This window comes from Klebsiella sp. MPUS7 (assembly GCF_009905335.1).
Classification (GTDB): domain Bacteria; phylum Pseudomonadota; class Gammaproteobacteria; order Enterobacterales; family Enterobacteriaceae; genus Klebsiella; species Klebsiella grimontii.
This window is the reverse complement of sequence record NZ_CP047604.1, coordinates 5,313,975-5,340,808: the sequence shown is the minus strand read 5'-3', so window position 1 is coordinate 5,340,808 and position 26,834 is coordinate 5,313,975. Positions and strand designations below refer to the sequence as shown.

At 43.5% G+C, this 26,834-nt stretch carries 25 protein-coding genes and 4 pseudogenes; 14 read left to right on the top strand and 15 right to left on the bottom strand.

All coding sequences use genetic code 11. The features are described 5' to 3' along the window. Positions 1-144: 144 nt before the first annotated feature. On the top strand, positions 145-540 hold the full coding sequence (locus GUC22_RS24990; RefSeq protein WP_160183844.1) for a hypothetical protein: 396 nt from the start codon (positions 145-147) through the stop codon (positions 538-540). Between the two features lie 34 nt (positions 541-574). On the opposite strand, the gene GUC22_RS24985 is transcribed toward GUC22_RS24990, so the two are convergent. After that, entirely contained in the window at positions 575-1,384 is an 810-nt protein-coding gene (locus GUC22_RS24985; protein WP_004137416.1) for a polysaccharide pyruvyl transferase family protein, read from the bottom strand. 99 nt (positions 1,385-1,483) lie between these two features. Between GUC22_RS24985 and GUC22_RS24980 the strand changes: the two genes are divergently transcribed. Continuing rightward, positions 1,484-3,706, top strand: coding sequence for a glycosyltransferase (locus tag GUC22_RS24980; RefSeq protein ID WP_024360229.1), 2,223 nt, complete (start codon positions 1,484-1,486; stop codon positions 3,704-3,706). A gap of 662 nt (positions 3,707-4,368) precedes the next feature. Here GUC22_RS24980 and GUC22_RS24970 read toward each other — a convergent pair. The 11 genes and pseudogenes from GUC22_RS24970 to GUC22_RS24920 all read right to left on the bottom strand — a co-directional run bounded on the left by GUC22_RS24970 (position 4,369) and on the right by GUC22_RS24920 (position 10,643). Next, positions 4,369-5,142 (bottom strand): annotated as a pseudogene (locus GUC22_RS24970) (DUF4942 domain-containing protein). Positions 5,143-5,346: 204 nt separating this feature from the next. Next, positions 5,347-5,952 (bottom strand): retron system putative HNH endonuclease, encoded by a 606-nt coding sequence (locus tag GUC22_RS24965; protein WP_320077038.1) that lies wholly within the window; start codon positions 5,950-5,952, stop codon positions 5,347-5,349. 125 nt (positions 5,953-6,077) lie between these two features. Continuing rightward, positions 6,078-6,227, bottom strand: coding sequence for a hypothetical protein (locus tag GUC22_RS24960; RefSeq protein ID WP_153675655.1), 150 nt, complete (start codon positions 6,225-6,227; stop codon positions 6,078-6,080). Positions 6,228-6,229: 2 nt separating this feature from the next. Continuing rightward, positions 6,230-7,472, bottom strand: a pseudogene (locus GUC22_RS24955) (AAA family ATPase). 93 nt (positions 7,473-7,565) lie between these two features. Then, on the bottom strand, positions 7,566-7,916 hold the full coding sequence (locus GUC22_RS24950) for a TA system toxin CbtA family protein (RefSeq protein ID WP_160183842.1): 351 nt from the start codon (positions 7,914-7,916) through the stop codon (positions 7,566-7,568). Positions 7,917-7,940: 24 nt separating this feature from the next. Continuing rightward, on the bottom strand, positions 7,941-8,291 hold the full coding sequence (locus GUC22_RS24945; protein ID WP_160183841.1) for a type IV toxin-antitoxin system YeeU family antitoxin: 351 nt from the start codon (positions 8,289-8,291) through the stop codon (positions 7,941-7,943). A gap of 24 nt (positions 8,292-8,315) precedes the next feature. Next, entirely contained in the window at positions 8,316-8,537 is a 222-nt protein-coding gene (locus GUC22_RS24940; protein ID WP_047724679.1) for a DUF987 domain-containing protein, read from the bottom strand. Positions 8,538-8,550: 13 nt separating this feature from the next. Then, positions 8,551-9,030, bottom strand: a complete 480-nt coding sequence (gene radC / locus GUC22_RS24935) for a RadC family protein (RefSeq protein WP_049101001.1) — start codon at positions 9,028-9,030, stop codon at positions 8,551-8,553. 11 nt (positions 9,031-9,041) lie between these two features. Beyond that, positions 9,042-9,485 carry an antirestriction protein gene (locus GUC22_RS24930; protein ID WP_160183840.1) on the bottom strand — a complete coding sequence of 148 codons (444 nt, stop codon included), beginning with the start codon at positions 9,483-9,485 and terminating at the stop codon, positions 9,042-9,044. Between the two features lie 79 nt (positions 9,486-9,564). Next, entirely contained in the window at positions 9,565-9,813 is a 249-nt protein-coding gene (locus GUC22_RS24925; RefSeq protein WP_160183839.1) for a DUF905 domain-containing protein, read from the bottom strand. A 5-nt stretch (positions 9,814-9,818) separates the two neighbouring features. Next, a complete protein-coding gene (locus tag GUC22_RS24920) occupies positions 9,819-10,643 on the bottom strand; it encodes a DUF932 domain-containing protein (RefSeq protein ID WP_160183838.1) in 825 nt (274 codons plus the stop codon). A gap of 596 nt (positions 10,644-11,239) precedes the next feature. On the opposite strand from GUC22_RS24920, the gene GUC22_RS24915 reads away from it, so the two are divergent. Beyond that, positions 11,240-11,872 (top strand): inovirus Gp2 family protein, encoded by a 633-nt coding sequence (locus GUC22_RS24915; RefSeq protein ID WP_160183837.1) that lies wholly within the window; start codon positions 11,240-11,242, stop codon positions 11,870-11,872. A 236-nt stretch (positions 11,873-12,108) separates the two neighbouring features. After that, positions 12,109-13,566 carry a YfjI family protein gene (locus GUC22_RS24910; RefSeq protein ID WP_160183836.1) on the top strand — a complete coding sequence of 486 codons (1,458 nt, stop codon included), beginning with the start codon at positions 12,109-12,111 and terminating at the stop codon, positions 13,564-13,566. A 344-nt stretch (positions 13,567-13,910) separates the two neighbouring features. Here GUC22_RS24910 and GUC22_RS24905 read toward each other — a convergent pair whose 3' ends face one another. Further along, on the bottom strand, positions 13,911-14,777 hold the full coding sequence (locus GUC22_RS24905; RefSeq protein ID WP_160183835.1) for a hypothetical protein: 867 nt from the start codon (positions 14,775-14,777) through the stop codon (positions 13,911-13,913). A 112-nt stretch (positions 14,778-14,889) separates the two neighbouring features. Between GUC22_RS24905 and GUC22_RS24900 the strand changes: the two genes are divergently transcribed. The 3 genes and pseudogenes from GUC22_RS24900 to GUC22_RS27500 form a co-directional block, all read left to right on the top strand. Further along, entirely contained in the window at positions 14,890-15,132 is a 243-nt protein-coding gene (locus GUC22_RS24900) for a helix-turn-helix transcriptional regulator (RefSeq protein ID WP_160183834.1), read from the top strand. Between the two features lie 306 nt (positions 15,133-15,438). Next, the gene (locus GUC22_RS24895; protein WP_160183896.1) at positions 15,439-15,645 is read left to right on the top strand and encodes a helix-turn-helix transcriptional regulator; all 207 of its coding nucleotides are present in this window, start codon (positions 15,439-15,441) and stop codon (positions 15,643-15,645) included. Between the two features lie 261 nt (positions 15,646-15,906). Next, a pseudogene (locus GUC22_RS27500) lies at positions 15,907-16,056 on the top strand (transposase); the annotation flags it as partial. On the opposite strand, the gene GUC22_RS27495 reads toward GUC22_RS27500, so the two are convergent. Further along, on the bottom strand, positions 16,023-16,202 hold the full coding sequence (locus tag GUC22_RS27495) for an IS110 family transposase (RefSeq protein ID WP_227673679.1): 180 nt from the start codon (positions 16,200-16,202) through the stop codon (positions 16,023-16,025). The pseudogene GUC22_RS27500 and the gene GUC22_RS27495 sit on opposite strands and share 34 nt — an antisense overlap. A gap of 131 nt (positions 16,203-16,333) precedes the next feature. Here GUC22_RS27495 and GUC22_RS24880 point away from each other — a divergent pair, with 131 nt between their 5' ends. Then, on the top strand, positions 16,334-16,750 hold the full coding sequence (locus GUC22_RS24880; protein WP_160183833.1) for a hypothetical protein: 417 nt from the start codon (positions 16,334-16,336) through the stop codon (positions 16,748-16,750). A 16-nt stretch (positions 16,751-16,766) separates the two neighbouring features. Here GUC22_RS24880 and GUC22_RS24875 read toward each other — a convergent pair. Next, a protein-coding gene (locus GUC22_RS24875; RefSeq protein WP_160183832.1) for an IS3 family transposase occupies positions 16,767-17,995 on the bottom strand; the annotation gives its coding sequence in 2 pieces (ribosomal slippage) (positions 16,767-17,680 and positions 17,680-17,995; 1,230 coding nt in all). Positions 17,996-18,365: 370 nt separating this feature from the next. On the opposite strand from GUC22_RS24875, the pseudogene GUC22_RS27490 reads away from it, so the two are divergent. The 6 genes and pseudogenes from GUC22_RS27490 to GUC22_RS24845 form a co-directional block, all read left to right on the top strand. After that, a pseudogene (locus GUC22_RS27490) lies at positions 18,366-18,684 on the top strand (integrase core domain-containing protein); the annotation flags it as partial. Positions 18,685-18,747: 63 nt separating this feature from the next. Beyond that, the gene (locus GUC22_RS24865) at positions 18,748-19,593 is read left to right on the top strand and encodes a hypothetical protein (RefSeq protein WP_160183831.1); all 846 of its coding nucleotides are present in this window, start codon (positions 18,748-18,750) and stop codon (positions 19,591-19,593) included. Then, the gene (locus GUC22_RS24860) at positions 19,593-21,044 is read left to right on the top strand and encodes a hypothetical protein (protein ID WP_160183830.1); all 1,452 of its coding nucleotides are present in this window, start codon (positions 19,593-19,595) and stop codon (positions 21,042-21,044) included. The genes GUC22_RS24865 and GUC22_RS24860 overlap by 1 nt, the downstream gene beginning before the upstream one ends. Before the next feature lie 1,394 nt (positions 21,045-22,438). Then, positions 22,439-23,038 (top strand): CPBP family intramembrane glutamic endopeptidase, encoded by a 600-nt coding sequence (locus tag GUC22_RS24855; protein ID WP_160183829.1) that lies wholly within the window; start codon positions 22,439-22,441, stop codon positions 23,036-23,038. A gap of 287 nt (positions 23,039-23,325) precedes the next feature. Next, positions 23,326-24,579, top strand: coding sequence for an HlyD family secretion protein (locus GUC22_RS24850; protein ID WP_160183828.1), 1,254 nt, complete (start codon positions 23,326-23,328; stop codon positions 24,577-24,579). Further along, positions 24,579-26,732, top strand: a complete 2,154-nt coding sequence (locus tag GUC22_RS24845; RefSeq protein ID WP_160183827.1) for a peptidase domain-containing ABC transporter — start codon at positions 24,579-24,581, stop codon at positions 26,730-26,732. The genes GUC22_RS24850 and GUC22_RS24845 overlap by 1 nt, the downstream gene beginning before the upstream one ends. Positions 26,733-26,834 lie beyond the last annotated feature (102 nt).

Sequence of the window (26,834 nt, the reverse complement as noted above, 5' to 3'; positions counted from 1 at the left end):
GCGCGTTTAGCTACCGTGCCTGGATTTCCGCCGGGTGGCTTTATCCGCCCCGGCCTGAAAGGATATATTATCTATGAAAATCTCACAGCATCCTGACAGGATATAATTCTTGATCAATAGTATGATATTTGTTTTCATACTGAAATGTATAGCGATAATAAAGATGATGGCTGGGTCTGGCGTTATACCAAACAGGAAAATGATCTTATCTATTCCAGGGAAATGGATAAGATTCATTACTTGATAAATAAATTTAATAACAGCCTTGCTGATGAAAATAAAATTTTTGTCGTAAAAAGCAATGGCAATAATCTTGATGATATAGTATTTGCTTTAGCAAAAGAGTTTAAGAAGCACGGTAACAGTAAAATACTTTACGTGAAAAGTAACGTGGAAAGTTCAGCTGTAGGAGAAATCAAGAAAGTGAATGATAATCTTTTTATTGGCGCGATCGATAAATTCGCCGACTATAGCCGGGCAAATGAATACTCGCGTGAAGGCTGGCAGGCAATAATTGATAATGCTGTAAAGGTGATGTGAATTTTTAGCAGCGTATTAATATACGCTGCATTTTTTAGCTGGTAGTAATAAAGCACGTTTTTGGGTAATGATTTAACAGCGAGTAATTATAAACGGCTTCATTTTTGTAGTATGAGTTAGGGTAGAAATTGACTTCTTTTCCCAGCAGGGATGCTAAAATTGCTACATGCAGTCTATCGGTATTTACAACTTTATACTCTTCAAGGAAGTTGATCATGCAACGGGTAGAGTTTCGTGCCAGAAATTCATTATCCCAATAGTCGCCATTCCACGTGAGCGAAATATCATGATTGTTTTCTTTATGTTCTCCTGTTAGAGACTCTGAGTCTGTTCTGAAACAGTTTGCCTGTTGTTTATAGGCCGGTTTAAGAGACAGGTATTTACTAAGATCGAGATAAAATGCCATGTCATCAGCAATGAATACGTTCTTATTTGGCTCATAGCTGAGAGATTTTATATAATCGAAAGTGGTATTTTCACGGCAAAACACTACTAATTTATCGATATTATTAGTGAATAAATCGCTATACCCTCTGATTGTCGAAGGCATAATGATCGTTTTGTGAAATTTATGAATATTATTTTGGATGAAATCGCGGCCTTCAGCATATAACCCTTCTATGAGGTTTCCTCCGCCACCAAAAATTAAAATATCAGTATCAGCGCTGTAACGCTCATCGGCTCTGTAAGGAACATAGGTAAGCGCATTTCGTTCGAAAAAATCGTACGTTGCAGATGCAATCACGCCATCGCCCGCGTTACCGGGGTTTGCCTTATAGACAAATCGATGAGATGGATGATAGGATTTTAGAAATAAATCAAATTTTAACTCTGCACTGGTCATTTTTTATCCTGTTTAACAGAAGCTATTGATTGCTATCTTAATATTACTTCAACTCACTCATTATTATAGAAAAGTCTAGGTTACTAAGGAAAGATCACAATGAAGAAAGTTCTTATAATGACGCCGGACATAGAGGGGCCTGTCCGTAACGGCGGCATTGGTACTGCTTTCACTGCCCTTGCCACTACTTTGGCAAAAAAGGGGTATGATGTCGATGTATTGTATACATGTGGTGACTATTCAGAGTCATCTGCATCAACTTTTAGCGATTGGTCACGTATTTATAGCACCTTTGGTATTAATTTGCTGAGTACCGGTCTGGTAAAAGAGATTAATATCGATGCCCCCTATTTTAGAAGAAAAAGTTACTCAATTTTGCTCTGGCTGAAAGAGAATAATGTCTATGACACTATTATTTCTTGTGAATGGCAGGCAGATCTTTATTACGCTTTATTAAGTAAAAAGAATGGCACTGATTTTGAAAATACCAAATTCATTGTCAATACCCATAGCTCAACGTTATGGGCTGATGAAGGTAACTACCAGCTCCCATATGATCAGAATCACCTTGAACTCTATTATATGGAAAAAATGGTGGTTGAGATGGCTGATGAAGTCGTTAGTCCGTCTCAGTATTTAATTGATTGGATGTTGAGTAAACACTGGAATGTTCCTGAAGAACGCCACGTTATTTTAAATTGCGAGCCATTTCAAGGGTTTGAAAAGAGAAGTGATGTTGTCGTTAAAGCCAATGAAAAAACCGCTTCAGGCGTTGAGCTTGTATTTTTCGGCCGACTTGAAACCCGTAAAGGGCTCGATATCTTCCTGCGCGCATTAAGAAAACTCTCTGCCGAAGATAAAGAGACGATCTCTGGTGTGACCTTCCTCGGGAAAAACGTCACGCTGGGTAAAATTGATTCATTTACCTATATCATGAACCAGACCAAAAACCTGGGTCTGGCAGTCAATATCATCAGCGATTATGACCGTACCAATGCAAACGAATATATAAAAAGAAAAAATGTATTAGTCATCATCCCATCGCTCGTTGAAAACTCCCCATATACCGTTTATGAATGCTTGATTAATAACGTTAACTTCCTCGCCTCAAACGTTGGAGGGATTCCAGAACTTATTCCGCAGGAGCATCATGCTGAGGTTCTGTTTACCCCAACGCCGGTTGATTTATACGGTAAAATTCACTATCGCTTAAAAAATATAAACATCAAACCCGGACTGGTTGAATCACAAGAAAATATCCAGGCAGCGTGGTTTGCCGCCATTGAAAGAAAAGATAACTGCGTCTTCAAGAAAATTGATGAATCTAATCGTCCGTTAGTGAGCGTATGTATTACTCATTTCGACCGTCATCATTTGCTCCAGCAGGCACTTGCCTCAATAAAAACGCAGACGTACCAAAATATTGAAGTTATCTTAGTTGATGATGGAAGCACAAAAGAAGAATCTCATCGTTATTTGAACCTTATCGAGAACGACTTTAACGCTCGAGGCTGGAAAATTATCCGCAGTTCTAATAACTACCTGGGCGCGGCACGAAATTTGGCCGCTCGACACGCCTCCGGTGAATATCTGATGTTTATGGATGATGATAATGTCGCTAAACCTTTTGAGGTTGAGACATTTGTCACGGCAGCATTAAACTCCGGAGCCGATGTGTTGACCACCCCAAGCGATCTCATTTTTGGTGAGGAGTTCCCTTCGCCATTCCGTAAAATGACGCACTGCTGGCTCCCGTTAGGCCCTGATTTAAATATCGCCAGCTTTAGTAACTGTTTTGGCGATGCTAATGCTCTGATCAAGAAAGAAGCTTTCGACAACATCGGCGGTTTTACTGAAGATTACGGTTTAGGTCATGAAGATTGGGAGTTTTTTGCGAAAATATCCTTACATGGCTATAAATTGCAAATCGTCCCTGAGCCGCTATTTTGGTATAGAGTAGCAAACTCCGGAATGTTGTTAAGCGGGAATAAGAGCAAAAACAACTACCGTAGCTTCCGTCCATTTATGGATGAAAATGTGAAATATAACTATGCGATGGGCTTGATTCCTTCGTACCTCGAAAAAATTCATGAACTGGAGAATGAAGTGAGCCGACTGCGCAGCATCAATGGCGGCCATTCTGTCAGTAATGAACTACAGCTTTTAAATAATAAGATTGATGGTCTAATTTCTCAGCAAAGAGATGGCTGGGCCCACGATCGCTTTAATGCTCTTTATGAAGCGATTCATGTCCAGGGCGCAAACAGAGGCAGGAGTCTGGTTCGCCGTGTGGCCCGCAAAGTAAAGTCATTGTTGAAATAGCCTAATCCGCGGAGCTCGAAAGAGCTCCGCAAAAAATAGTTTTAATGAAGCTTAATTGTTCGACGCACTCAACTCACCCCGGATACCAACGTCTGCTTATTCCGCGATTAGGCTGCTTTTAGGCGGGTTCTTTAAATAGTGGTGCCCGGACTCGGACTAACGCCGCAGGCGTTGAACTGCGCTTGTCGCGCTGCCCCCGAAGGGGTGAGCCGCCGTGCGGCGAATCATCGAACGCCGTTTGATGGAGTGTCCGGTCGTAGAAAAGCAAAAACCCAGCCATAGGCTGGGTTCTCTGAATAGTGGTGCCGGACTCGGAATCGATCTTTTGTTTTATTTTGATGATTTATAAGTAAAATTTTTGATGTGATTAAATTTGTACCCTCATTTGTACCCTCTATCCCTCTTGGTACGAATTCGAAACCCGAATCGAGGACGGCAAGGGGATGTTCATCTGAGGATGATGTGTTGATGCTTTATGGTGGTCTTTTGTCTGGCGACGCACCTGGTGCGTCACAAGGATCGAGTAACAAACCACCAGAAGAAAAGCACCAGGTACGCCAGTATTATTTTGACCATAAGTGGTAGAGACTAGCAAGGCGTTTGTTTATCCCCTTAACTTGTCATGAAATTCCACTTATGTGCAGACAGGTAAACCATCCTGACTACTGTCTGGATGCCAGCGTGCCAGGGTAGTGGCGGGCGATGATGTCATTCAGCTTATCAACCAGCTCTGCCCGCTTAAATGTGATATGCGCTGTTCCTTCTGAAAGTACTTAATAGAAAACATCTCATCTTCATAGCTGGTGCTGTTCTCATGAATATAATCGCCTAGACGGCAGGTAACATCGGCGCGGTTGTCGGGGATAGGCTTTCCATTCAGGAGCATCAGTACGCGCTCCAGGTCAGCTAATCGATCGCGCTGCCAGCCCCAGCTCAGGCTGTAGCCCCATTTATCGTACTTCACCAGACTATTAATGATGATCTTTTTTCCAAACTTGCACGGGTTGTTGCTTTTGTAATTCCAGCTCAGATTTTTGAAGACGTTGATAACCCCCCCGTTCAAATACCTCATTTTTACTCTGGTGCAGTTGCCGGAAAGTACTAAGGATATTGTCTTCAGAGATCGTGGGGATATCGTCTTTCTCCAGGCTTTTGTGCCATTCGTCACGGGCATGAGCATCCATCAGGCTCAGCATACCTGATTTATTCATCAGATCGCGCCAGATACTGCAGTCGATATTGCGGGTGATGACTGGTATCGCTTTATCAACAGGTTGCACCAGCCAGTAGTCGAAAGAATGGCCCTGCCGCATCGCCCAATGATTAGCGACGTCGCCACCAATCCCGGAAGTGAGTCGGGAAATGTCATCAAGCTGACGAATCAGCGCCTCAATCTGTTTCAACGCAGCATCACGACCAGTGACGATACATTCAATTCTGGTCGATCAAATTAGCTCATTATGATCGGTTAAAACCTCAGCTTCTGTTGGCATGATATTTTGTCCGTAAAAGCAAACGCGCTTACCGAGAGTGGCAGGCGTATTACGCAGTGAAAAAAAGTTGAATAAATCTTGAGGGTGTAAATCAGGAAGGCGACTCGCAATAAATCATGCTGTCGCCTTGAATCTGGAATGGTGGTGCTAAATTAAGGCAGGGGCGTGGCTCTGTAATACTTGTTCAGCTTCTTGCTGGAAAAACTGGCGTGTAATACTGAAGAATTCATGCAGTTTATGATCTGCTGAGGGAACCAGATCAAGCTGAAGTAATTGGTGCAGATCCCAGTCTTTTTCAATGTGTTCATCAAAAAGCTGTTCCAGCTCTTCCCAATGATTACGACGTTCCGTTTGAAGGAATCCGCTGTTCAGGTTTAGTAGATCAATGGTGTATTGCGCGTTCTCCGTTTCTTGTGCATTTAGCCCATCAGCAGGAACTATCCGACCATCAGAAAGGTAAGCAAAATAACGGTAACAATCGTGGATATGGCAATGGATAAATTTTGCCGTATCTACAGCATCTTGTTTCCCCATAGCGTGACCGCCAAAGGCATTTTTACTTTTCAGTTGAAATAAACCACCATTTGGCCCTGAATTTAATGCACTTGCAGCCAGATTTAGATAATCAAAAGTTCGTTCTGGTCGTTGGTTTTTATTCTCAACATGCTCAATGTGATAGCCTAACCTACGCTCGTCAGCACGTATTTCACTGTAGCAGCAAAGGTGATACTGCTCATCGAGAAGACGGGCCATTAAGTCCGCTTTATTATCCCGGCCAAAACGCCGCCAGCAACTGGTTGATTGATCAGAATTATGTGGCGGATTTTCATTTGCAGTAAATAAGGCATCTGTTCCCCGTCGGTTTTTGGTCACATGCCTCATTGTGCTTTTCCTTTCAGCAGTTTTTGCCGAGCAATACTGCGCTGTAAACGCTGGAGCTGTGGGTGATGTTCACCCAAAGCGGCTTGCAAGGTAGCCATGAGTTGCTGTGTTTCCAGATCATCGTATTTCCCCTGATCGATCAACACCGTCAGTTTTTGTAGATCAGCCTTTTCCTTAACAGGAGGTTGTGGATCGACACCCATAACGCTGTGCAGAACGTCATTACTCGGTTCGCCGTAAGTTGATCCCTGTGGTATTGATGCCAGTCCGTTACCTTTATCATCCTGTTCAAGCAGGCGAACAGACTCCCGTTTGACCGTGCTGATAACCTGTGGGCTATGGGTAGTGACAATAAACTGGATCTTCGGAAATGCGCTGCGTAAAGACTGGATAATTTGCTGCTGCCAGGCTGGGTGCAGGAACATATCGACTTCATCGATCAGGACAATTCCCTGCGTCTGTAGGGCGGCTTTATCGCGTAAGTGTGGGTTGAGTTTGACACAACGAAACGCTATATCTGCCACCATTGCCACAGCATTACGTAGCCCGTCGCTGAGTTGGTTAAGTGGGAGAATGCCATGTTGCGGATGGCGCATTATCAATTGCTGGTTATAAGTAGAGCTATATTCCAGATCGTACCAGCCAGTTGCGCTCTGCGTCAGGCAATTAATAGCTTGCTTAATTGTTTGTACAGCATCGCGTATTATGTCACCGCGAAAAGCTTCCACTATATTTGTTACAGGGGTTTCCAGTGATTTAATCTGGAATTCCCGCAGGCTGCGCCACAGCCAGCTATACCACTGCTCAAATTGTTTATAATTTGAGGTAGCAGAAAGACAGTCGTCGTATCCCGACAAACGTGAAAATGCACTGTTATCCAGACGCTGCTCATCAGATTGCGGTTTGTAGCGATCCTGATACCACAAACGCGCCGTTCCCAGATAAAGCGCCAGTGGAAGAACGATGGGTCGTGCATTATTTTCATCCCGTACCTGTGCCTTGAGTTGTTCCCCCCATTGGGTGAGATCCGCAGCCCCCCTGTCCTCACTTGATGCTCGTTCTCCCTGGAGACCGCTCATCCATTTTGCCTTCTTTCCACTTTCCCATTCGCCTTCAGCGGTAATAGTTGTTGATGGCGACCTCTCCATATTCAGCGCTTCCTGGCGAAAAACCAGACGCAAATCCTCTGTGCGTATACCAAGCGATCGGCTGTTATACAGACTGGTGTCAAAACTGCGAATAAAAGGGATCAACGACAGGCGTAGCGCATCCAGCACTGTCGTCTTGCCCGCACCGTTCGGTGCAACTAGAATCGTAATGTGTTCATCAAAGGTAATATCGAGCTGTCTGAAGCAACGAAAGTTAAGCAGTGAAAGTTTGTCGATTCTCATTACACCAGCCTCGCCTGTTTTTATGTTTTAGTATAATAACATTTATAGCCCGCTTTAAACGGGCACTGGTTACATCTTTTATCATGTTTTGAATCAACCATCTGGCTGATTACATTTGCGTTTTTTGCACTGAGTTAGCAAACCGGTTGCCTGCCTTGCCCGTAAAATATCTACAGCCCGAAGATAAGGTGACTGCTCCTGACAGTTAAACCCTCTGCGATCGATACGAACCAGTTCGTACTTTTCCACCAGAAAGTTAACGGCATCAGCCAGCGTGGTACCGGCGTTGATATGCTCCTGAATAACGGTTTCATCACCGAATGGCGTGTCGTTCAGCGTCAGGCCATAGTGTTGCTCAAGCAGGCGCGTAAGTAGCGTTTGCCAGACAAGCACAGGCGGCGGGCATGGCTTCGCCACCCACTGATTTGCAGGAAGAGTTTTCATAAGGTTTCTCGTTAGGAAATTGAGTTAACGTTGAGTGGGATAGATAGCGATGTAAACGTAGCCATGCGAACCGAGCGTATCGGCCTCGCAGGTCAGCCCTCTGGCATACAACGTGACACAATGCAGGTGCTGTGGATTCAGTTCACCGCTGGTGAGCATTAACTCCAGCTGTTTCATCAATACCGGGAAAGCCTGGTCAAGATGGCGCAAATCCGCATCGCAGAACTGTCCGTTAAAATTCGCCCGGTCAGCAAGGTAATGCAGGCGGTTTCCCTCCTGGACCAGTCGGGCACCAAAACACGGGGAGACACTGCGTCTGAGCCCCCACCAGGGTTCACTGATATCATGCGTTGCTATCGTGGTTTTCTTCGACAAAATGTAGTCCTCCTTAATCGTGAATTAATTCAGGCTTACGCTGCGTAATACGACATACGGGCCATTGCGGTCCTGGCGGCGCTCTGCGAATACGGCCAGTACACCGCTGATATCTTCCACCTCGCGACCGGCATAGTGGCAGATGCTGCCGGACCACGCGTATTTGCCGGTACAGAAGCGGAACAACCGGGACTGTGGATGCTGGCGGTATATCGCCATTGCCTGACGTTTACTGATAATTTTCATTAATACTCCTCCCTTACAACCAGCCCCGTTCGGCAAACGAGACGATATCCATTCCGCCGATAACGAGATGGTCCAGGAGACGCACACCCACAAGGTCCAGAGCATTCTTCAGTCGCTCAGTCACCCGTCTGTCAGCCTGGCTGGGTTCGGCATGGCCTGAAGGATGACAGTGAGCAACAATCACCGCCGCCGCATTGTATTTCAGGGAAGCTTTCACCACTTCCCGTGGATGGACTTCGGTATGGCTGATGGTGCCTTTGAAAAGCGTTTCGTGCGTAATCAGCCGGTGCTGGTTATCCAGCAGCAGCAAGACAAACGCCTCTCTTTCCTCCATCGTCAGATGAAGCCGTAACCAGTCACGTACTGAGCTGCTGGAGGTAAACGACGCGCCGGGTTCGCGTAACTGGCGCTCCAGAAGGGTCAGTGCCTCACGGATGGTCTGTTGTGCGGAGGCGGTCAGTTCATATGCAAACAACGGTAACTGTTTTTCCATGGTGCGGGACCTCAGTCGATAATGTGCATAATGGCGCTGCATTCCGGATGGTTCAGCGCGTAGTCCCGAAGATAGTAATAGTGTTCCGTCATGGCATCACACTCCGTGCGGCAGGCATGGTAGCTGTAAGCAATCAGACAGGCCGCAATCCCGGCAGCTTCAGCACTCATTTCAGCGCCGTTACCATTCAGGATATTGAACAGAGACCAGGGACCTTCACTCTCTTCCGGAGCCATGAAAGCACCACCGTTGCTGAGAGTGTAAAAAGCCCAGACGCCACCGTTGTAATCCGCACACAACCGGTCCATCCAGGCAAAGATGCGGGGTTCGAGGGTTATCCACTGCGGGATACGACCAAAATGCTGAGGCCAGAAACGAAGGCGCTGTTCATCTTTAACAGGTATGGCACAAAGAGTGTCTGTCGGAATGGTGTTATCCGTTAATGCGTTGTTCATGATTAATGACTCCGGAAATAAAAAAGCCAGCCGGTCAGGGCTGGCGGGAGAGGCTGAGACTGAAGTCTGGTAAGGTTGGTCAGGACCTGCGGATGCCATAACGAGCAATGTAGCTGTTCAGCATAACCCCGGCTTCAGGTTCAAAGTTCCATGCCCGCCAGACCATCACACCTTCGCAACGAATAACCAGACGAAAATGCCTTCCCTGGTCGTCTTCAATGGCGACGTTATCATATTGCGCTGCGATACCTGAGGCCTGCTCACGGGTAAACGGGCCGGAGGGAAGTTGAGGATGGGTTTCGGTGTTCACGGGTATGTTCCTCCGCATTGAAGTCATGCCTGCCCCAGCAGTTCGAGCATATTCTCTGCCATCACCCACAGCGCACGATTAAGTTTCACATCGCCATCGATACCGTTCACAGCACGGGTACGGTTGCTTCGCCCTTGTGCAGTGCGCCCCGCCAGTCCTCCCTTCATCAGGTTCTCCTGCACCCGCTGGTACACCGTCCAGAGGTCGTTGTTACGGTCTTCGTAACGACGTGGCGTCAGTATCTGAGCAGTAGTGACGGGCTGGTGGTCTTCACCAAAACGATAGTGCAAAGCAGCCCTAGCCATCGCCTGCTGCGCTGGTGGCGGTAACAGAGCCGACTGCATGGCATCACGTTTCTCCTCCACCCGGTCAAATATCCCCAGTACCTCATAAGCCCCTTCAATAACTTTCTCCACCACATCCCCTTTATGTGGCACCCGCACTTCGCCAAACGACTGCCCGCAGACCAGTCCGTTGGTGCAGACGCCACGAAACAATCCCGGCAACATCTGATAGCTGGATGAGCCATCATGTGAATTGAGGAGGATAATTTCGGGAACCTGATGCCCGGTAAGTTGCCCTGCACGACGCAGGCGCAACATGTGTTTGGTGTGCTCCCGTCTGCTCTGGTCCCGAACGCGGGTCTGGCAGGCAAAGAAAGGTTCAAAACCTTCCCGCTGCAGATTCTCAAGAATAGTGATAGTCGGTATCCAGGTATATCGATCACTGCGGGATTCGTGTTTATTCTCACTAAAAACACTGGGGACGTAATGCATTAATTCTTCACGGGTTAACGGGCGGTCACGCCGTACCTGATTTACCCGTCCAAAACGACTGGCTAGTTTCATGATGAGCTCCTTAATTTATCTGTTTGCACCAAACCGCTTAATCTCCAAAGAATAGATATATGCTTCGAGGAATAACGGATTCTCACCAAAGTAATATAGGTCCAAACTCATCCATAACTTAATAAAAAAAGCCCAAACATTATATGTGATAACTCCAGAGCAATTTGATGACTAAAAAGGTATAAAAATCACGAATATCTTTAATCCCTTCATTTATTGCAATTTCAACCCCAGGCTAAAGAACAGTGGCGTTTGTCTATGTATATAGATATGTATATAGATATGTATATAGATATGTATATAGATATGTATATAGATATGTATATAGATGTGTATATAGATTACTGATACATATTAATGCATTTAAATTAACATCTGTAGATTAATAAACATGAGAACATATGTAATTAAATACATTGAAACCAACAAACATTCCATCACTAATACAACAATGCTCATGCATATAACTCGGCAAGTAAACATATACCGTATGCATAATGCATATGAACAATACAAGCGTAGAGCAAGTGATTTAATTAAATAATCAATTCTACTACGACTAACACTTTCGAAATATAAAAAAGGAAATAAATAATATGTGCGAATATATCACCTCTCACGGAAAATTGAATCAATACCAGTTAAAGAAAATAGAACAGACTATTGATAAAGCATTGAGTGAACACCCAAGAGTATTGGCTGTAAGAGTAGATTTACATACTCCTGTTCTCAAACCATTAAATGACATGCCTGATGAGGCTAATTTCGCAAGGACAGATTCATCAGTAATATCCCGCTTTACGGATTCTCTGAAAGCAAAAATTTCACATCATCTTAACAAACGGGAGAAAGAGGGTAAACGCGTTCGTAAAACATCATTACGTGTTGTCTGGGCCAGAGAGTTTGTACCTGATTCACATAAGAAACATTATCACGTTTTACTGTTACTCAACGGGGACACTTTCAATACACTGGGAGCGTATGATAGTAACAAAGGTACACTACGCCGCCTTATACGTGAGTCATGGATGAGTGCTGTCAGTTTTATATACCCCCCCGATAAAGAGTTAGTCCACATACCCAGGAATCCTTGTTATTACCTGAATGCAAAGGATGGCAAGCAAAGTGAGTCATATGGCTCGCTGATTTACCGGACAAGTTACTTTGCAAAAAAGAAAAGCAAATGTTTTACAGATGGTGAACGTAATTTCGGATGTAGCTTTAAATAAAAAACATCACAAATTATCTATTTACACATGAGCAAAACAGACCCAGACAGGGCTGATCATGACTCATATCTGTACAGTATCAGGTAGCTAACAAACTTGACTGAAAATAATATCAATCCAAATAAAACCAATTTGGTCTGATGGTCTCCCGGAGTATTCCAAATAGCAACCAGGTAGCATACTCTCATTACTGGAAGGAGATATCCTTTAAATAAACCTGACATGAGAGATAAGATATGAGTGTTGGACGTTCGCTTAATGATAGAAATAACAATCCTGTAAATTTTTTTCCTCCCATTTTAAGAGATGCCGTGGAGGAGATAGAAAGAGAACTACAGGCTCCGGTAGAACTCATTGAAACAGTTGTTCTGGCTGCTGTATCACTGGCATGCCAGGGGGGAATAAAAATACAACATCCAGACGGGAGAGTGAGTCCTTGCTCAATGTACTATACTGTGATTGCTGACTCTGGAGAGAGAAAAAGCGCCGTATTTAAATTAGTCACACAACCATTTTTTGATTTCGAAAAGGAATCACGTCAAAAACATGCGCTATTAATGCTGGATTACAATGCAGAACTTCAGTCATGGAAAAGTCAGGAGAAAGCACTATTGAAAGTGATTAGTAAAAAAACCGAGAAAGGAATTGATGTTGAATACGATACTCAGAGCATGAAAGAGCTTTACCGAAAAAAACCGCAACCACCCGCATTGCATAAGTTGATCTACAGTGATACGACACCAGAAGCGCTACAGCAGGGACTCTGCAGCCATGTGCCTTCATCGAGTCTTATGTCGGATGAAGCCGGTATTTTCTTCAAAGGACGTGCAAAGAATAATCTGGGATTTTTAAACCTGTTATGGGATGGAGCTCCGATTGATATAGAACGGAAAAGTGGCAGGTGTAGTATCGATGAATGTATGTTTACAATGTTATTAATGATTCAGTCCAGTGAGTTTAAAAAATATATCAAACTTCAGGGGGATTATGCAGTAGGCTCAGGGTTTCTGTCCCGTTTTATGATAACCGGAGTAACCTCAAAAAGAGGTCACCGCAGCCCTGTTAAGAATAACAGTAAAAATAACATCATCAGGTTTCATGACAGAATAAAGGAACTACTCCTGCTTTCTGAAGAGAGATACAATAATAATGAAAAATATAAGTATTTATACTTATCCGAAGAGGCTCAGTCAGCACTCGCTGTGGTATATGAAAGTATTGAATCACGTATACTTAAAGACAATGGGAAGCATCCTGTTGTGGAAGGCATGTTGTCTAAGATGCCTGAAAATATTGTCAGACTGGCTGGGGTGTTTCATCTTTTTAGTGATGAGCACGGAAATGAAATATCTGAAAGAACTATTCAGGCAGGTGCGAAAACGGCTTATTTTTATTATCAGCAGGCTCTTGACGCTATCTCATTATGCTCAGATTCAACAGAGCATAACGCTGATGTATTGTATAAATGGTTATTAAAGTACAAGGATCCTGATGTTAATTATCCTCAAATATTAAACACTCCCAACATTCTAAATAAAATGATAGTAAGGAGAAAAGGCCCATATGCCCTGAGAAACTCAAGAAAACTTAACGATGCGCTATCTTATCTGGAAGAAGACGAGAAAATAAGAATTGAAAAAATTAGAAATCGTAATAGCAGTATCAGCGAAATAATACACATCCATCGTCATTGATGTCAACTGCACTGCTATCAGTTGCTACCAGTAGCAACTGATAGCAGTGATTAAGATATGTTGAATACTTCAAATGGAGTGGCAACAAATTGATATATACGATATTTTTTAAAACACATAAAAACATTTGTTTTATAAAAATATTATTTTCAGGGATGGTGTCCCAGGCGGGAAAAACATCAGTTATCACTGTCACCTCCGGACATTATCATATTAATTTTATACTATTCTAAGTTTGCAAAGAAAAATAATGCACTTCCCTGGTCAAGTGTTAAGCATACTTGTGAGCACATGAGATATGGAAGGGCATTGGAGATGCAAAAAGTTATTTTCAACTCAATTAATTAACGCTTATTCTTATTCCGAATAAATTTATCATAATTGTCCCGCAGGTCGTCCAATAACCATTTATCGATTCTATTACGTAATGTGTTTTCCCTTTTTATTGGATCTCCCTTCCATTTTTCGGAATTGTGTTCCCCATCAAATTTTACAACGAGTGGGATAATGGTATCAATGAATTGCCTCTTGCTTTCCCAACCACCTTCAGGAGAATGATCTGACAGCGCTGAAGAGATATATGGTTTTAGATAATCGAGATCTTTTAATTTTTTCTTTCCGCCAAGGCTTGATGCTGATTTTCTTTTAATTCTATCAAACCTTTCATTTAATCTAAGCCAATCACCAGTCTTTGCTTTATCATTTCTGTCTGCGGCGTAGGTGATATAAAGTAGTGCATAAAGTAAAAACTCGCAACTATCTTTTTTATTGCCATTTGATAAAATATACTCACTCCAGTAAAAATCCTTAAACCCCATAAAAAGATAATGTAACCAGAAGTTTTCATCCACTAATTTGATAATTCCAGAAATTCGACCGTCAAACATTTCTTTCTGTATACTGGCCCGAGCCTCAGCGTAAGTTTTTTTATAGACATACGGTTTTGGCACAATAATTACATTAACATCATTAAATTCCTGTAGTAAACGGAAATTATCTGGATGGGATTCATCAACAATTCTCTCCGGCAGTACCTCCTCGATGGTCTTAAATTCCTCAATAACCTCATAAGCTTTTTCACGCATTGTTATCAGTTCATCGTATTGGACTGAACCTTTCAGCTTTGTTACTAACGCTTCAAGCTTCTCTTCAAAAGCCTTGCGTACGTCTTGATATATTTCATCCAAAGAATCGCAACTCACACTATCCATAAAAAGTAAAGCCCCCTGAAGTGATTTAACTGCTCATTTACTTAAGGCCTATTGTAGCCAGGCATTTGTTGGCAACATAGTCCCTGTCTAAAACGCAAAAAAGGTATTGATTATGTCTCAAAGTAACTCAACACAGCAGACAGTAAAGTATGTAAATCCAGCTAAAATGCTCAGGATCAAAGATGTCATGGAAAAGCTAGGCATCGCTCGTGCGACCATCTATGACTGGTTAAACACCAAATCACCACGATATGATCCAACTTTTCCCATCCAACGTCGCCTGGGCACTAAATCCGTTGGCTGGCTGGAGTCAGAACTGGACGACTGGCTAAATAATCGCCCGATATCAGATTGATAATTGTAGGTGTAATGCTTACACAATCTATTCAATTTTTATTGCTGCCAGAACAACTCACGTCAGCATAGAGGTAAATTAACGATAGATACAAAAAATCGCTGTTAATTCATAATCCATCCTGAATGATGAAATTTATAATTTCCGAAGATGATTTTTCTTCGAGCAGTTATATGCTGAAAAGATAACGCTTAGACAAACAAACAAGTCTAAGCTTCAAATAAATCTGTACATTGTATTTTTACCGAGTGAGAATTAACAATGAAAGAACACGCATCAATATTTAATCAGAAAAATGATAATTACATGTCAGATACAGACTTCACAAAAGATCGCCTTGTAGATATGGCTTTTATTACTGCTTACACCGGATTAACAGACAAATGGTTTTATAAGCTCATCAAAGACGGTGAATTCCCGAAGCCAATTAAATTGGGCCGCAGCTCCCGCTGGACTGAAAGCGAGGTAAAAGCATGGTTAAAACGGCGTATGGAAAAATCAAGAGGAAACTAACCATGCATGCAAAACGTATTGACTACACTAACCGACGTACTCACTCCGCTCAAGATACTACCACAAACAAACGGTCCCGTTGGATCTGTAACCAATGCAAACGTCAGTATTGTGGGGCTAAGCCCTGCCCATTTTGTTATCGGATAATAGGAAAAACTCACTAAATTCCTTTGGTGCCCTCTAAGCAGCCCAACACTGAATCACCCCTAGGTTTAACAGGCATCTGAGGTGTCATTCAAGATGGATCAAATATAAATGTCTTTGAGTATTAAGCGTTATCCCGGAGAGTTTAAAGTTGAAGCAGTCAAACAGGTTGTTAATAGCGGTCATTCTATTTCCGGCGTTGCAATACGTCTCGGTATAACCACCCAAAGTTTTCAAGCCTGGATAAAGAGGCACGGGCCGGACTCTTCAACGCCACAGAACGATACTAATGCAGCTTCGTTTTTCATGCGTTCGGGGTTGTCACCTGCAATTGTCGGTAGTGTTGCTGCCGTCAGTGGCCCCACACCAAACTGGCAGCGGAGGTTACTGACACTCGTCAACGGTACTGCCATCCTTCTCAGTTAGGGGTAAAGACGGTTTACAAATACTTTACGACGACCTTTAGCCATCCAAAACATAGGTAGTTTTGTTGAGGTACGATGTTTAGGATAATAGGTGTTTTGGTTATGGGAATGGTCTCCTTGTGAAAGAAAAGAAAGCAATAAGTTTCAAGAATTTTTTAACTATTAACAGTAATCTGGTTCATGTATCGGATACCTGGTCTGATTTATGGGCGTTAATTTTTTATACTGGTCAAAGTGTTGGTAGATTGATTGATCTTCGTTATACAGATATTGAAAGAGGTTCTGCTTACCTGCGAGTGAAAGGAAGAATAAAAGCAAAACGGATTGAGTTAAGCGCGCCTGTTTGTGCGATACTCGAACGTAGAAGAGAGACGTATCCTCAAGATGTTTTTGTGTTTCAGAGCCATTCAAACCGCGTCAAAAACCGTGACAGTCCAGTTACCGTGATTGCTTTTAATGCTGCTTTAAGAAAGGTTAGCAAGCTAGCCACTGGTGAACTTGCCAGTAGTAAAAATGCTCGTAAGGTTGTCGTTTGATAGCCTGGTTTGGCCCCTATATTTCCATACACTTTTTATCACTTAACCTATTACTGGTTCTCCGCCGCAGATATTCCCGTGGCGAACGATACCCCAGTGCACTATGCGGATGCCATTCGTTGTAATGTTCGAAGGCCTCCGCAAGGTTCTTTACCGCTGTTAACCCATCGGGTTTCGGCATGATACTGATGTAGTCGCGCTTCATCGTTTTCACGAAGCTTTCTGCCATCCCGTTGCTTTCCGGGCTGCGTACTGCCGTATGTTTAGGCTCAAGTCCTACCATTCTGGCGAACCTATGCGTCTTATGAGACCGGTAGGCTGAACCGTTATCCGTTAGCCACTCAACAGGTGATGCCGGCAGACTGCTACCGAAGCGGCGTTCCACCGCACCCAGCATCACATCCTGAACCGTTTCGCTGTCATATCCACCGGTACTGGCCGCCCAGTGCAGCGCTTCACGATCGCAGCAGTCCAGCGCGAACGTTACCCGCAGTTTTTCGCCATTATCACAGTTGAACTCGAAGCCGTCAGAGCACCACCGCTGGTTACTTTCCCCGACGGCCACCTTACCTGTATGCGCCCGTTTCGAGGGCGGTATTGCCGGTTTACGCTCAAGAAGCAGCGCATTCTGACGCATGATGCGGTATACGCGTTTGGCGTTGATAACGGTCATGTCGTCAGTTTCTGATTGTCTGCGCAGCAGTGCCCACACCCGACGATAACCATACGTTGGCAGATCGCCGATAACCCCATGGATACGGGCCAGCACTTCAGTATCATCAGGCTTGCGCTTGTGCCGACGATCCTTCCAGTCCTTCGACCGACGGGCCATGGCATGCAGTTGCGCACGTGAGACCCGGAGGCAACGACTGACAAGGCTTATTCGCCATCCTCCGGCAACAAGGGCACGTGCGCTATCCACTTTTTTTGTCGGCCATATTCAACGGCTTCTTTCAGCAGCTCGTTTTCCATGGTTTTCTTGCCCAGCAGGCGCTGCAGCTCTTTAATTTGCTTCATCGCAGAGGCCAGCTCCGATGCGGGCACAACCTGTTCTCCTGCGGCAACGGCTGTGAGGCTGCCTTCCTGATACTGCTTACGCCACAGGAACAACTGACTGGCAGCAACACCATGCTGCCGGGCAACCAGAGACACCGTCATGCCGGGTTCAAAGCTCTGCTGAACAATGGCGATTTTTTCCTGAACGCTGCGCCGTCTGCGTTTCTCTGGACCTAAAACATCAATCATCCGGACTCCAACGACTAGTCTAAAACTAGTATTAAGACTATCACTAACTTAAGTGATACCAACTGTCTGGAGATTTATGGGGCCAGTCTAATATGTGTAACACTGGTGCTAATTTTGAGATGACCGAGATCCTGTTAGGGCAATAAGCCCGTAAGTGTCAGACTCATCAGGAGAAAATCGCCATTATCCAGCAGACGATGGAGTCGGGGTATGAATGTCTCCTACGTAGCCCACCAACATGGTAACCATTCAGCCGTCTGACAGGACAGATGCTGTACCCGGCGTAATGACGAAGTTGACGCAGGGATACAGTCTGACATCCTCAATATCATCAGTGACATGCCGAGTTACGGTTATCGTCGCGTACAGGTTACCGGACATACCGGTGCAGTGGCTGACGGATAATAGTTCAGCGTATACTGCACATGAAACGCGGAAGTTCGCGGTTCGTCAGAGAGCTGAATCTGGAGCCATGCACAACAGTGGTGAGCAGCCCGGAAATCAACGAAATAGCAGAAAGCTTCGTGAAGATGATAAAACGGGACTACATCGGCATCATGTCGAATCCGGACAGCCAGGCTGCGGTGATGAATTCGGCAGTGGCGTTCATTCATTACCACAAACGTCATCCGCATAGTGCTCTGGGATATCAGTATACGCAGAAAGTTATCGCAATCGTAAGAGAGTAAAAATATCTGGATATATAGGGTCAAATATAGGAATAATTTCACGACATACAGCAGGAGTAAAAAATGTTACGTGGATCCGAAAGAGAAACCGCTTTATCAAAACTTAAAAAAGCAACTGACCGTTATGAGGCTCAGGCAAAATGTACACAGGAAGAGATTACAAATCTATTCCTGTTGCGTCAGAAATGCAGTGAACAACTTATTACACACGTCGAAAACTATGTGAATCAACTGGCAAACAAACCAAAAGAATTCGATAAATCCTGGAGTGAACTAAAAGCAGAAATTGTTGAGTTCGACAATGTTGTTGAAAAACTAGAGGAGGAATATCGCACATCGCACGTTGGTAAAGGGACTGCAACGGCGGGAGTTGCCGTCGGAGCCGGTGTTGCAGCATTTGCACCTACGGCAGCGCTGGCAGTCGCTACGACCTTTGGTACAGCATCAACCGGAACTGCAATTGCCACATTGAGCGGTGCTGCAGCTACAAATGCAGCACTGGCATGGCTTGGTGGGGGGGCTTTAGCAGCTGGCGGCGGTGGTATGTCTGCAGGCGGTGCACTGCTAGCGCTGGCAGGTCCCATCGGTTGGGGGATCGGAGTTGCCGGTATTGCAGGGGGCACTCTTCTGGCTCGTCGTAAGAACGGCAAAATTATTGACAAAGCTCAACAGGAAGAGCGTCATATTCGGGCTAAAACTAGCGAATTGCTGGTAATGGAACGTAGTGCGAATAAATTGAAGGCACTAACATCTGAGCATTATCATGGCACTGAAAGCATTATTGATGGGCTGGAGAAGACCGCACCGCGTGACTACAACCAGTTTAATGCGCATCAGAAAGATCAACTCGGGGCATTGATTAACCATATCCATGCATTATCAAAACTGATCAACAAGAAAATTCAGTGATGAAAATTATTGACCGCCATGATGCTGTAAGTGATCAGATTATCGGTAGTGCTGTTAATGCACTCAATCAGACCAGGGTGCAGGACGAAATATTCGAATTAGAGAGGCAAGCTCGTGCGTTTGAGAATGCGGGCGAGCAAATGCTGAAGGTTCGTGATTTTATCGCTTCACCCAACACCATACTAGGCTCCACAGGTACCAAGCATGGTGAAATTGCCGAGCAAGTAGAAGTAGGTGTGCGTAACGCCCGTCAGGCGCTCGAAGAGAGACTACAGGATGAGTCTGCTTTTCGCGCAACATTCGACGGGGTTGGCCGGACGGCCCCTGCGGACTATTTAATTGATAGCGTTGAAGTGCAATCAAAATTCATAAACGGCATCAATAATAATCTGGCACATGTCCTGAAACACATGAAAGACTACCCTGACTTCACCCAAGACAAAGCGTTTTACCATATCCCGAAAGATACCTGGCAGACGATACAGGATGTTATCGACGGGAAACCCGTTGAGGGAATGAATGAGAGAAGTCTGCAGGCCATCAGGGAAAAGGTTGCAGAAATTGAAAACACAACCGGCCGATCATTTGTGGACGTTGTACGTCCAGGAGACTCTAATTATAAAGATGTCCAGTGGGGAAAAATCGATGAAACACTCGATAAACATGATCAGGAATTAGCTGAGAAAAATGAGGTAAAAAAAGCCGAAATCGTTGAAGAACACCAACCTTCGCTCAACGAAGCCATGCGAGCTACGGCTATGGGGGCAGCCTTCGGGGCCACTTTTGCTCTCGGAACGGGTATTTACCGCAAGTATCGAGACGGTAAAAATATCTTCCGTGGCGAATTCGATACAGAGGACTGGCAGGACGTAGGGCTGGATACGCTGAAAGGAGCAGCTATAGGGGGCGTGTCCGCAGGGGCGATTTACACCCTGACAAATTACGCCTCAATGGGAGCCCCCTTTGCCAGTGCATTAGTTACCGCAGCCAAGGGGGTAGGAAGTCTTACTATGTCTTATCAGCGTGGTGAGATAGATCTCGATGAGTTTACCGATCTCGGGCTTATAGTCTGCGCTGAATCAGCCATTGTGGGCGCTATGACCATTGCTGGCCAGACATTAATCCCTGTACCTGTATTGGGAGCACTGATTGGATCTATCTCAGGGAAGTTTCTGGTCACTGTTGCCAAAAATCTGGATGGCAAAACCAGCCAGGCCTTGCAGGCGAAAATGGACGATTTCAACCGCCGTTTGAATGACATTGAGCAGCGGGCGCTTAAGCGTATTCTGTCCGAGTTTGAGGCATTAGGTGAGCTGACAACTGCAGCCTTCAGCGTGGAAAACAACCGCCAGTTGCTGGAAGCAAGCATTACGCTGGCACAAGCTTACGGTGTCGATAAAAACAAAATTATCAAAAATGCGGACGATTTGGATGCTTTTATGATGGCGTGATGCGAGTCTGGTCCCTCTACTAGAATTGAACCCCATCTGGCTAGCACACAAAACACTCGATATGCGTCAGAGTATCGATACTCTGACGCAATACATTATAGGGGGTACCAGCTTCAGCAGTTTGCGCCAGTCAGTAGTGCTTCCGGTATTCCGGAAATATTCCGCCATGGCTGATGTCTCTGTTATAGAGGCGAGGTTTATTTCCCAGAGCATTAATAACGCCGCTACTGGTGACCAAACTTTGCCGGGTACCCGACGCCACAGTCATCTCGGTGGGGTCAGCCCGGAGGGCTTCGAAAAGGCCTCACCGTGAGGACAGAAACTGTCCATCGTAGTGTGATCACTCCATCAACGGCTCGAAAGTGTCGGGATTATCCGTGACGATTCAGTTCACAGCCTGGGGCATAGTGCGGGAAACTAATCTGAACCGTTTTTAATCGCTCCAAAATGTTCTTAAAAAACAAGCTGGTTTCATACATTTAACTTATGAGCTTCTCTACTTTGTGTTACTTTTAACAGTATATTAAGACTGGTACTGAAACATTCAATCAGCGACAATCCGACATATTTTATTATGCATATCCTTTAAGTTCCAGTAAGACCGTATATAAATCTTATACGGATTTTTTGCATGATTCATATTGCAGTGAATGATTAATCAATCAAATTTATGATGATTCTTGTCTTAAGAAGGGATTGACCAACATTCTGATAGTATCGCGTAAGGTGCCATGACCTGAGTATTTAGGTTGCTTCGGATGAATGTTTTTTTGACGATACATTTACTTACATTTACATTGCTTTACCAATACGTGCCGTTATGTAATATTTAATTTGATTTTTTAACTATGCACAAAAGAGGGATTTTTATGTCAATGATTAGAGAATTAACTCTTTCAGAACTAGGTCAGGTTAGTGGCGGCGGGCATTATGGCGATGTACGGGATGCCCAAGGGGTTGGAACCAGGGGTAAAGGAGCACAGCATTCACTACAGAGAAATGCTCCTAATAAAATATATAATGATCCAAGCACAACTGAATGTGCTAATGCGGTTTTCGGGGGATTAGTTAAAGGAGCAATGAAGGGACCGGCCTCTATGGCTGGTAACGTTGCGAAAGCTGCGCCAAAGTGTCTGGGAGGCAATGGTAGCGGTGGTGGCGGTGCCGTTGGCGGTGCTGGAAGTAATTGTTCTAAAGGTTCATGCTCCTCAGGAAGTGCCACAGGAACTTGTAACAGGTAAAACATAACTGTGTATGGTGGGGAGAGACCCCACCATTATTAAAAATAATTAAAATGAAATATCAAAACCATGAAACAATGTAATCTAATCAAGAATTTTTATACTAACAATATACATTTCGTAGATTACTTCGATAATGATAAACAGTTATTAATGAAGTTAATAGTCGTAGGCATTATGGCAATGCTGGCATTTAATACCCCTTTGTTTTTAATGAATTATTTCGATGTGGGTCTTGATAATGCAATTTACAGTATGTTGTTTGTAGAAACATTTCTTTCTGCACTTATGTATATTCTGGTGTTAAAAGGGCGGAAAGCATTTAACATGAGGATTTCTCAGAATAAAAAAACTTTAATTATAATGTTCTGTGTATTTGTTGGTGCATTCATTTTGAAAACCATGCCATATGATTTTTTTCAAAAAAATGGTCCAACTGATGCAATAGAACTAACACCACAATTAGTTATCACATTAATGTTCATTGTTCCTTTTTATGAAGAGATTGTTTTTCGGGGCTGTTTATTTGGTGGTTTTTGCTTCCTGTTTAAAAAAAACATTCTAGCAGCAATGATTATGACGTCAATTATATTTTCCGTGTCGCATGCAAGTTTTTTTAATATAGGCGATCAAATTGAATTGTTTTTAACGGGTATGTTATTGAACCACGCCAGAGTTTTGAGTAAAGGATTTTTTTATCCGATATTATTGCATTCCTTTGCAAACCTTTTATTCTTATATGTTAACTTTTAGTTAATTTTTAATGATGAGCATTATTTAATATCTTTGAGGGTGTTATAACTCTTTTGATTATTTTTTCTTTGTAAATTTGAAGTTTTATTTGCAAAAACACCCCCTCCCCATTAAAACATATCGATGATATCGCGTGAGTTAACATTATTATCACAATAAGTGTGAGAACAGTAGATAGGCCTTATAGTTTTTGAGGAAAAAAGTTAAGATATTGTAATGTCGCTTTTGCTACTAGTATCGCAATGGCCATATACCGAAAACTGTTTTGATAGAGGTTAGATAATTTCATGAAAATCTTCAGGGAAGAGGTCTTAAAATATCAAAGTCATAACGAATACGGAAAAATATTAATTCCACCCTCATTTCTTTTATCATTAACCGCTATCCTTGCTTTACTTCTTTTTATTTTTGTTTTATTGTTTTTCTATTATGGAAACTACACACGAAAAGCTCATCTTTCAGGGATAGTGATGCCTTCTTCTGGACTAGTGAAAATTACACCACTATATGCAGGTTACGTTACAAAACTTATACTATCTGAAGGTGAACATGTAAAAAAAGGGGCCCCTTTATACCATATAAGTGGGGAGCATTATGATGGGCATGGGGTAGGAATTCTGGCATCTGCAAGTTTGTCTTTAAGATTACAATTAGCCATGTTGTCCTCTCAAAAGTCTCAAGAGCAGTATGATAACAATCAACAACAGCAAGCTTATCATTCACGTATCCTTTCACTTCATCCCCAAATCAAAAGCGCCGAGCAACGTCTTGTATTAGCTGAACAGCAGGTCAGTCTGGCAATCGCCGTAATGGGTCGTTATAAAAAACTGAACATAACTCATTACGTTTCAGATGTAGAATATCAGCAAAAGCAGATTGAGGTTTCAACTGCTAAACAGAATGCCGAAGATCAACGACAAGCCGTATTACAAATGAATTCCATGTTGGAGACAACAGAAAATGAACTAAAACATCTTAGAGCTCAGGGAGAAAGCAGACTATCCGAGCTTGACAGACAATTACAGGGAATCAAACAACAATTGGATGAAATAAATTCACAAGCGAATTTTACGTTGACTTCACCTGTATCAGGAACTGTTGCTGCAATTCTTATCAGACAAGGACAATCTGTGAAAGCTGGAGAGCCGGTCATGACACTGGTTCCTGATAATGCTCATTTACAGATTGAACTCTACGCAACGAGCCAGAAAGCTGGTTTCATTCAGCCCGGACAAAGAGTAGCACTTCGATTTGATGCTTTTCCTTATCAAAAGTTTGGCGTTCAATATGGTTCAATTCGTGACATCAGCCGTACGACATTGACACCAATGGATTTGCTTTCTGTGTCTCCAATTACGTGGAAGGAAAATGAGGGACACTACCGAATAATCGTTGAGCCTGAAAAAACATTCATCCAGGCCTACGGTAAAAAAGAGCCTCTTAGGCCAGGTATGACTCTGGAAGGTGATGTGAGCCTGGATAATCGCCACCTTTGGGAATGGTTCACAGAACCTCTGTGGAGTTTAAAAGGAAAACTGTAATGGAATCACTGAAATGGACAGGCAAAAAACAACTTCCAGTCATCAGGCAAACTGAATCTGCAGAATGTGGCTTGGCATGTATTGCCATGATAGCCTGCTGGTTCGGTCTGAAGACGGATTTACCCACGTTACGTGAACGTTTCAGTGTCAGTAACCAAGGGATGACACTTGAGCGTTTGATTGAATGTGCAGCCAGCATTAACCTTTCATCTCGCGCTCTCAGGCTGGAGTCCGAAGATATTAAATCACTATCCCTACCGTGCATTCTACACTGGGATTTGAACCATTTTGTGGTATTGCACAAAGTTCATCGGAATCGCCTAATTATTCACGATCCGGTCAGGGGAAAAATATCTATCTCGTTAAAAGAAGCAGGAAAACACTTTACCGGGGTCGCACTAGAGTTGAATCCAGCAGTAGGATTTACTTCCAGGGATGAGAGGAAAAAAATCAACCTGCGACAGTTAACAGGTAAAACTCCCGGACTTCTACCTGCTATGCTCCGCATCATTACATTTGCTCTTGTCCTTGAAGCATTGGCTCTTGGGGGACCTCTCCTCAATCAGTTAGTAATTGATGAGGTACTCGTTGCCGCAGATCGTAATTTACTAAGCCTTATAATAATTGGGCTACTATTACTATCATTTACCCAAATGTTGCTTTCATTAGCTTGCCAGTGGGCCAGTATTACGCTGTCTGTTAATTTCAACATGCAATGGACCGCCAAAGTCTTTCATCACCTAATCCGACTTCCTCTTTCATGGTTTGATGCCCGCAGTAAAGGCAGTATTAATGCTCGATTCGATGCAATTGATACCATCCAGCATGTACTTACTACTGAAGTTCTTGAGGGCATTCTTGATGTAATGCTGGTTGTAACGTCTTTTATTATGATGCTTTTGTATAGCCCTGAAATGACCTTGATAACCGTATTTGCATCTTTAATATATGTGGTTATCAGGGGACTTTGGTACCCTTCTTTGCGACAATCTACAGAGGATACTTGGGATGCCGGCGCACGCGAGTCAAGCCATTTTCTTGAAACGCTCAGTGGAATTTTGAGTCTGAGAATAAATGGTGTAACAGCTCACCGAGAAGCAACCTGGTTGAATCTTAATGTTGCTCGCAGAAATACACACATACGGCAGGAACGATTGCTGATGTATTACAACATTGTCAATACGATTACTGGTAGTTTGGTGTCAGCTATCATGTTATGGCAAGGCGCTGATAAAGTGCTAAACGGGGTATTCACCGTTGGCATGTTGGTGGCCTTTATATCTTATCAGGGGCGTTTTTCCTCCAGTATTAGTAGCCTGATTGATAAGTTTTTTTCCTGGCGTATGTTGGATGTGTATAACGAACGGCTGGCTGATATCGTTCTTACTCCTGCTGAAGGACAACGGCAACCACACACTGAAACTGATTATTATCCCCTGAACGAAATAAACGTTGCCCCTGTCGTTGATCAAGTTACTCATCCCTCATTATTAATCAATGAAATATTCTTCACCCACAAAGGGAGTAAATCACCTGTGTTGAAGCAAGTGTCATTGACATTAAACCAAGGTGAAGTGGTCGCTATTACCGGAAGATCAGGCTGTGGTAAATCAACATTAGTAAAACTAATTCTTGGAATTTATATGCCCGAGAAAGGGGATATTCAGGTATTCGGAATCCACCATAATCATCCACAATATTTTCAGGTTCGAAAAAGAATTGGTACTGTGCTACAGGATGACATGCTTTTTCGTGGTTCGATTGCAGAAAATATTATTTTCTTTAGTGAGGACCGTGATTATGAGTGGATGATACATTGTGCTCAACAAGTCCTTATTGATGAAGAAATAATGTCCATGCCAATGGGATACCAGACGTTTATCGGTGAAACAGGTAGTGGGTTATCAGGAGGCCAAAAGCAACGTATTTTACTGGCCAGAGCACTATATAAAAAACCCGGGTTTCTTTTGCTTGACGAAGCGACCAGTCATCTTGATATTGAAAGCGAAATTATAATTAGCCAGACACTTCGTAATTTAAGGATGCCTGTTTTATTGATAGCTCATCGACCTGAAACTATCGCTTCAGCAGATAGAGTTCTAATACTATCAGAGGGCCGCTTAACCGAACATAGTAAGTGCAACAACACATGATTGTTAATGCCTGGCTAAAAACTGCCATATTATCTAAATATCAACTATATCAGGAAGGCATCGGAACCTTTGACCTTCGTTTAGTTTCCTGAAAGGGTTACA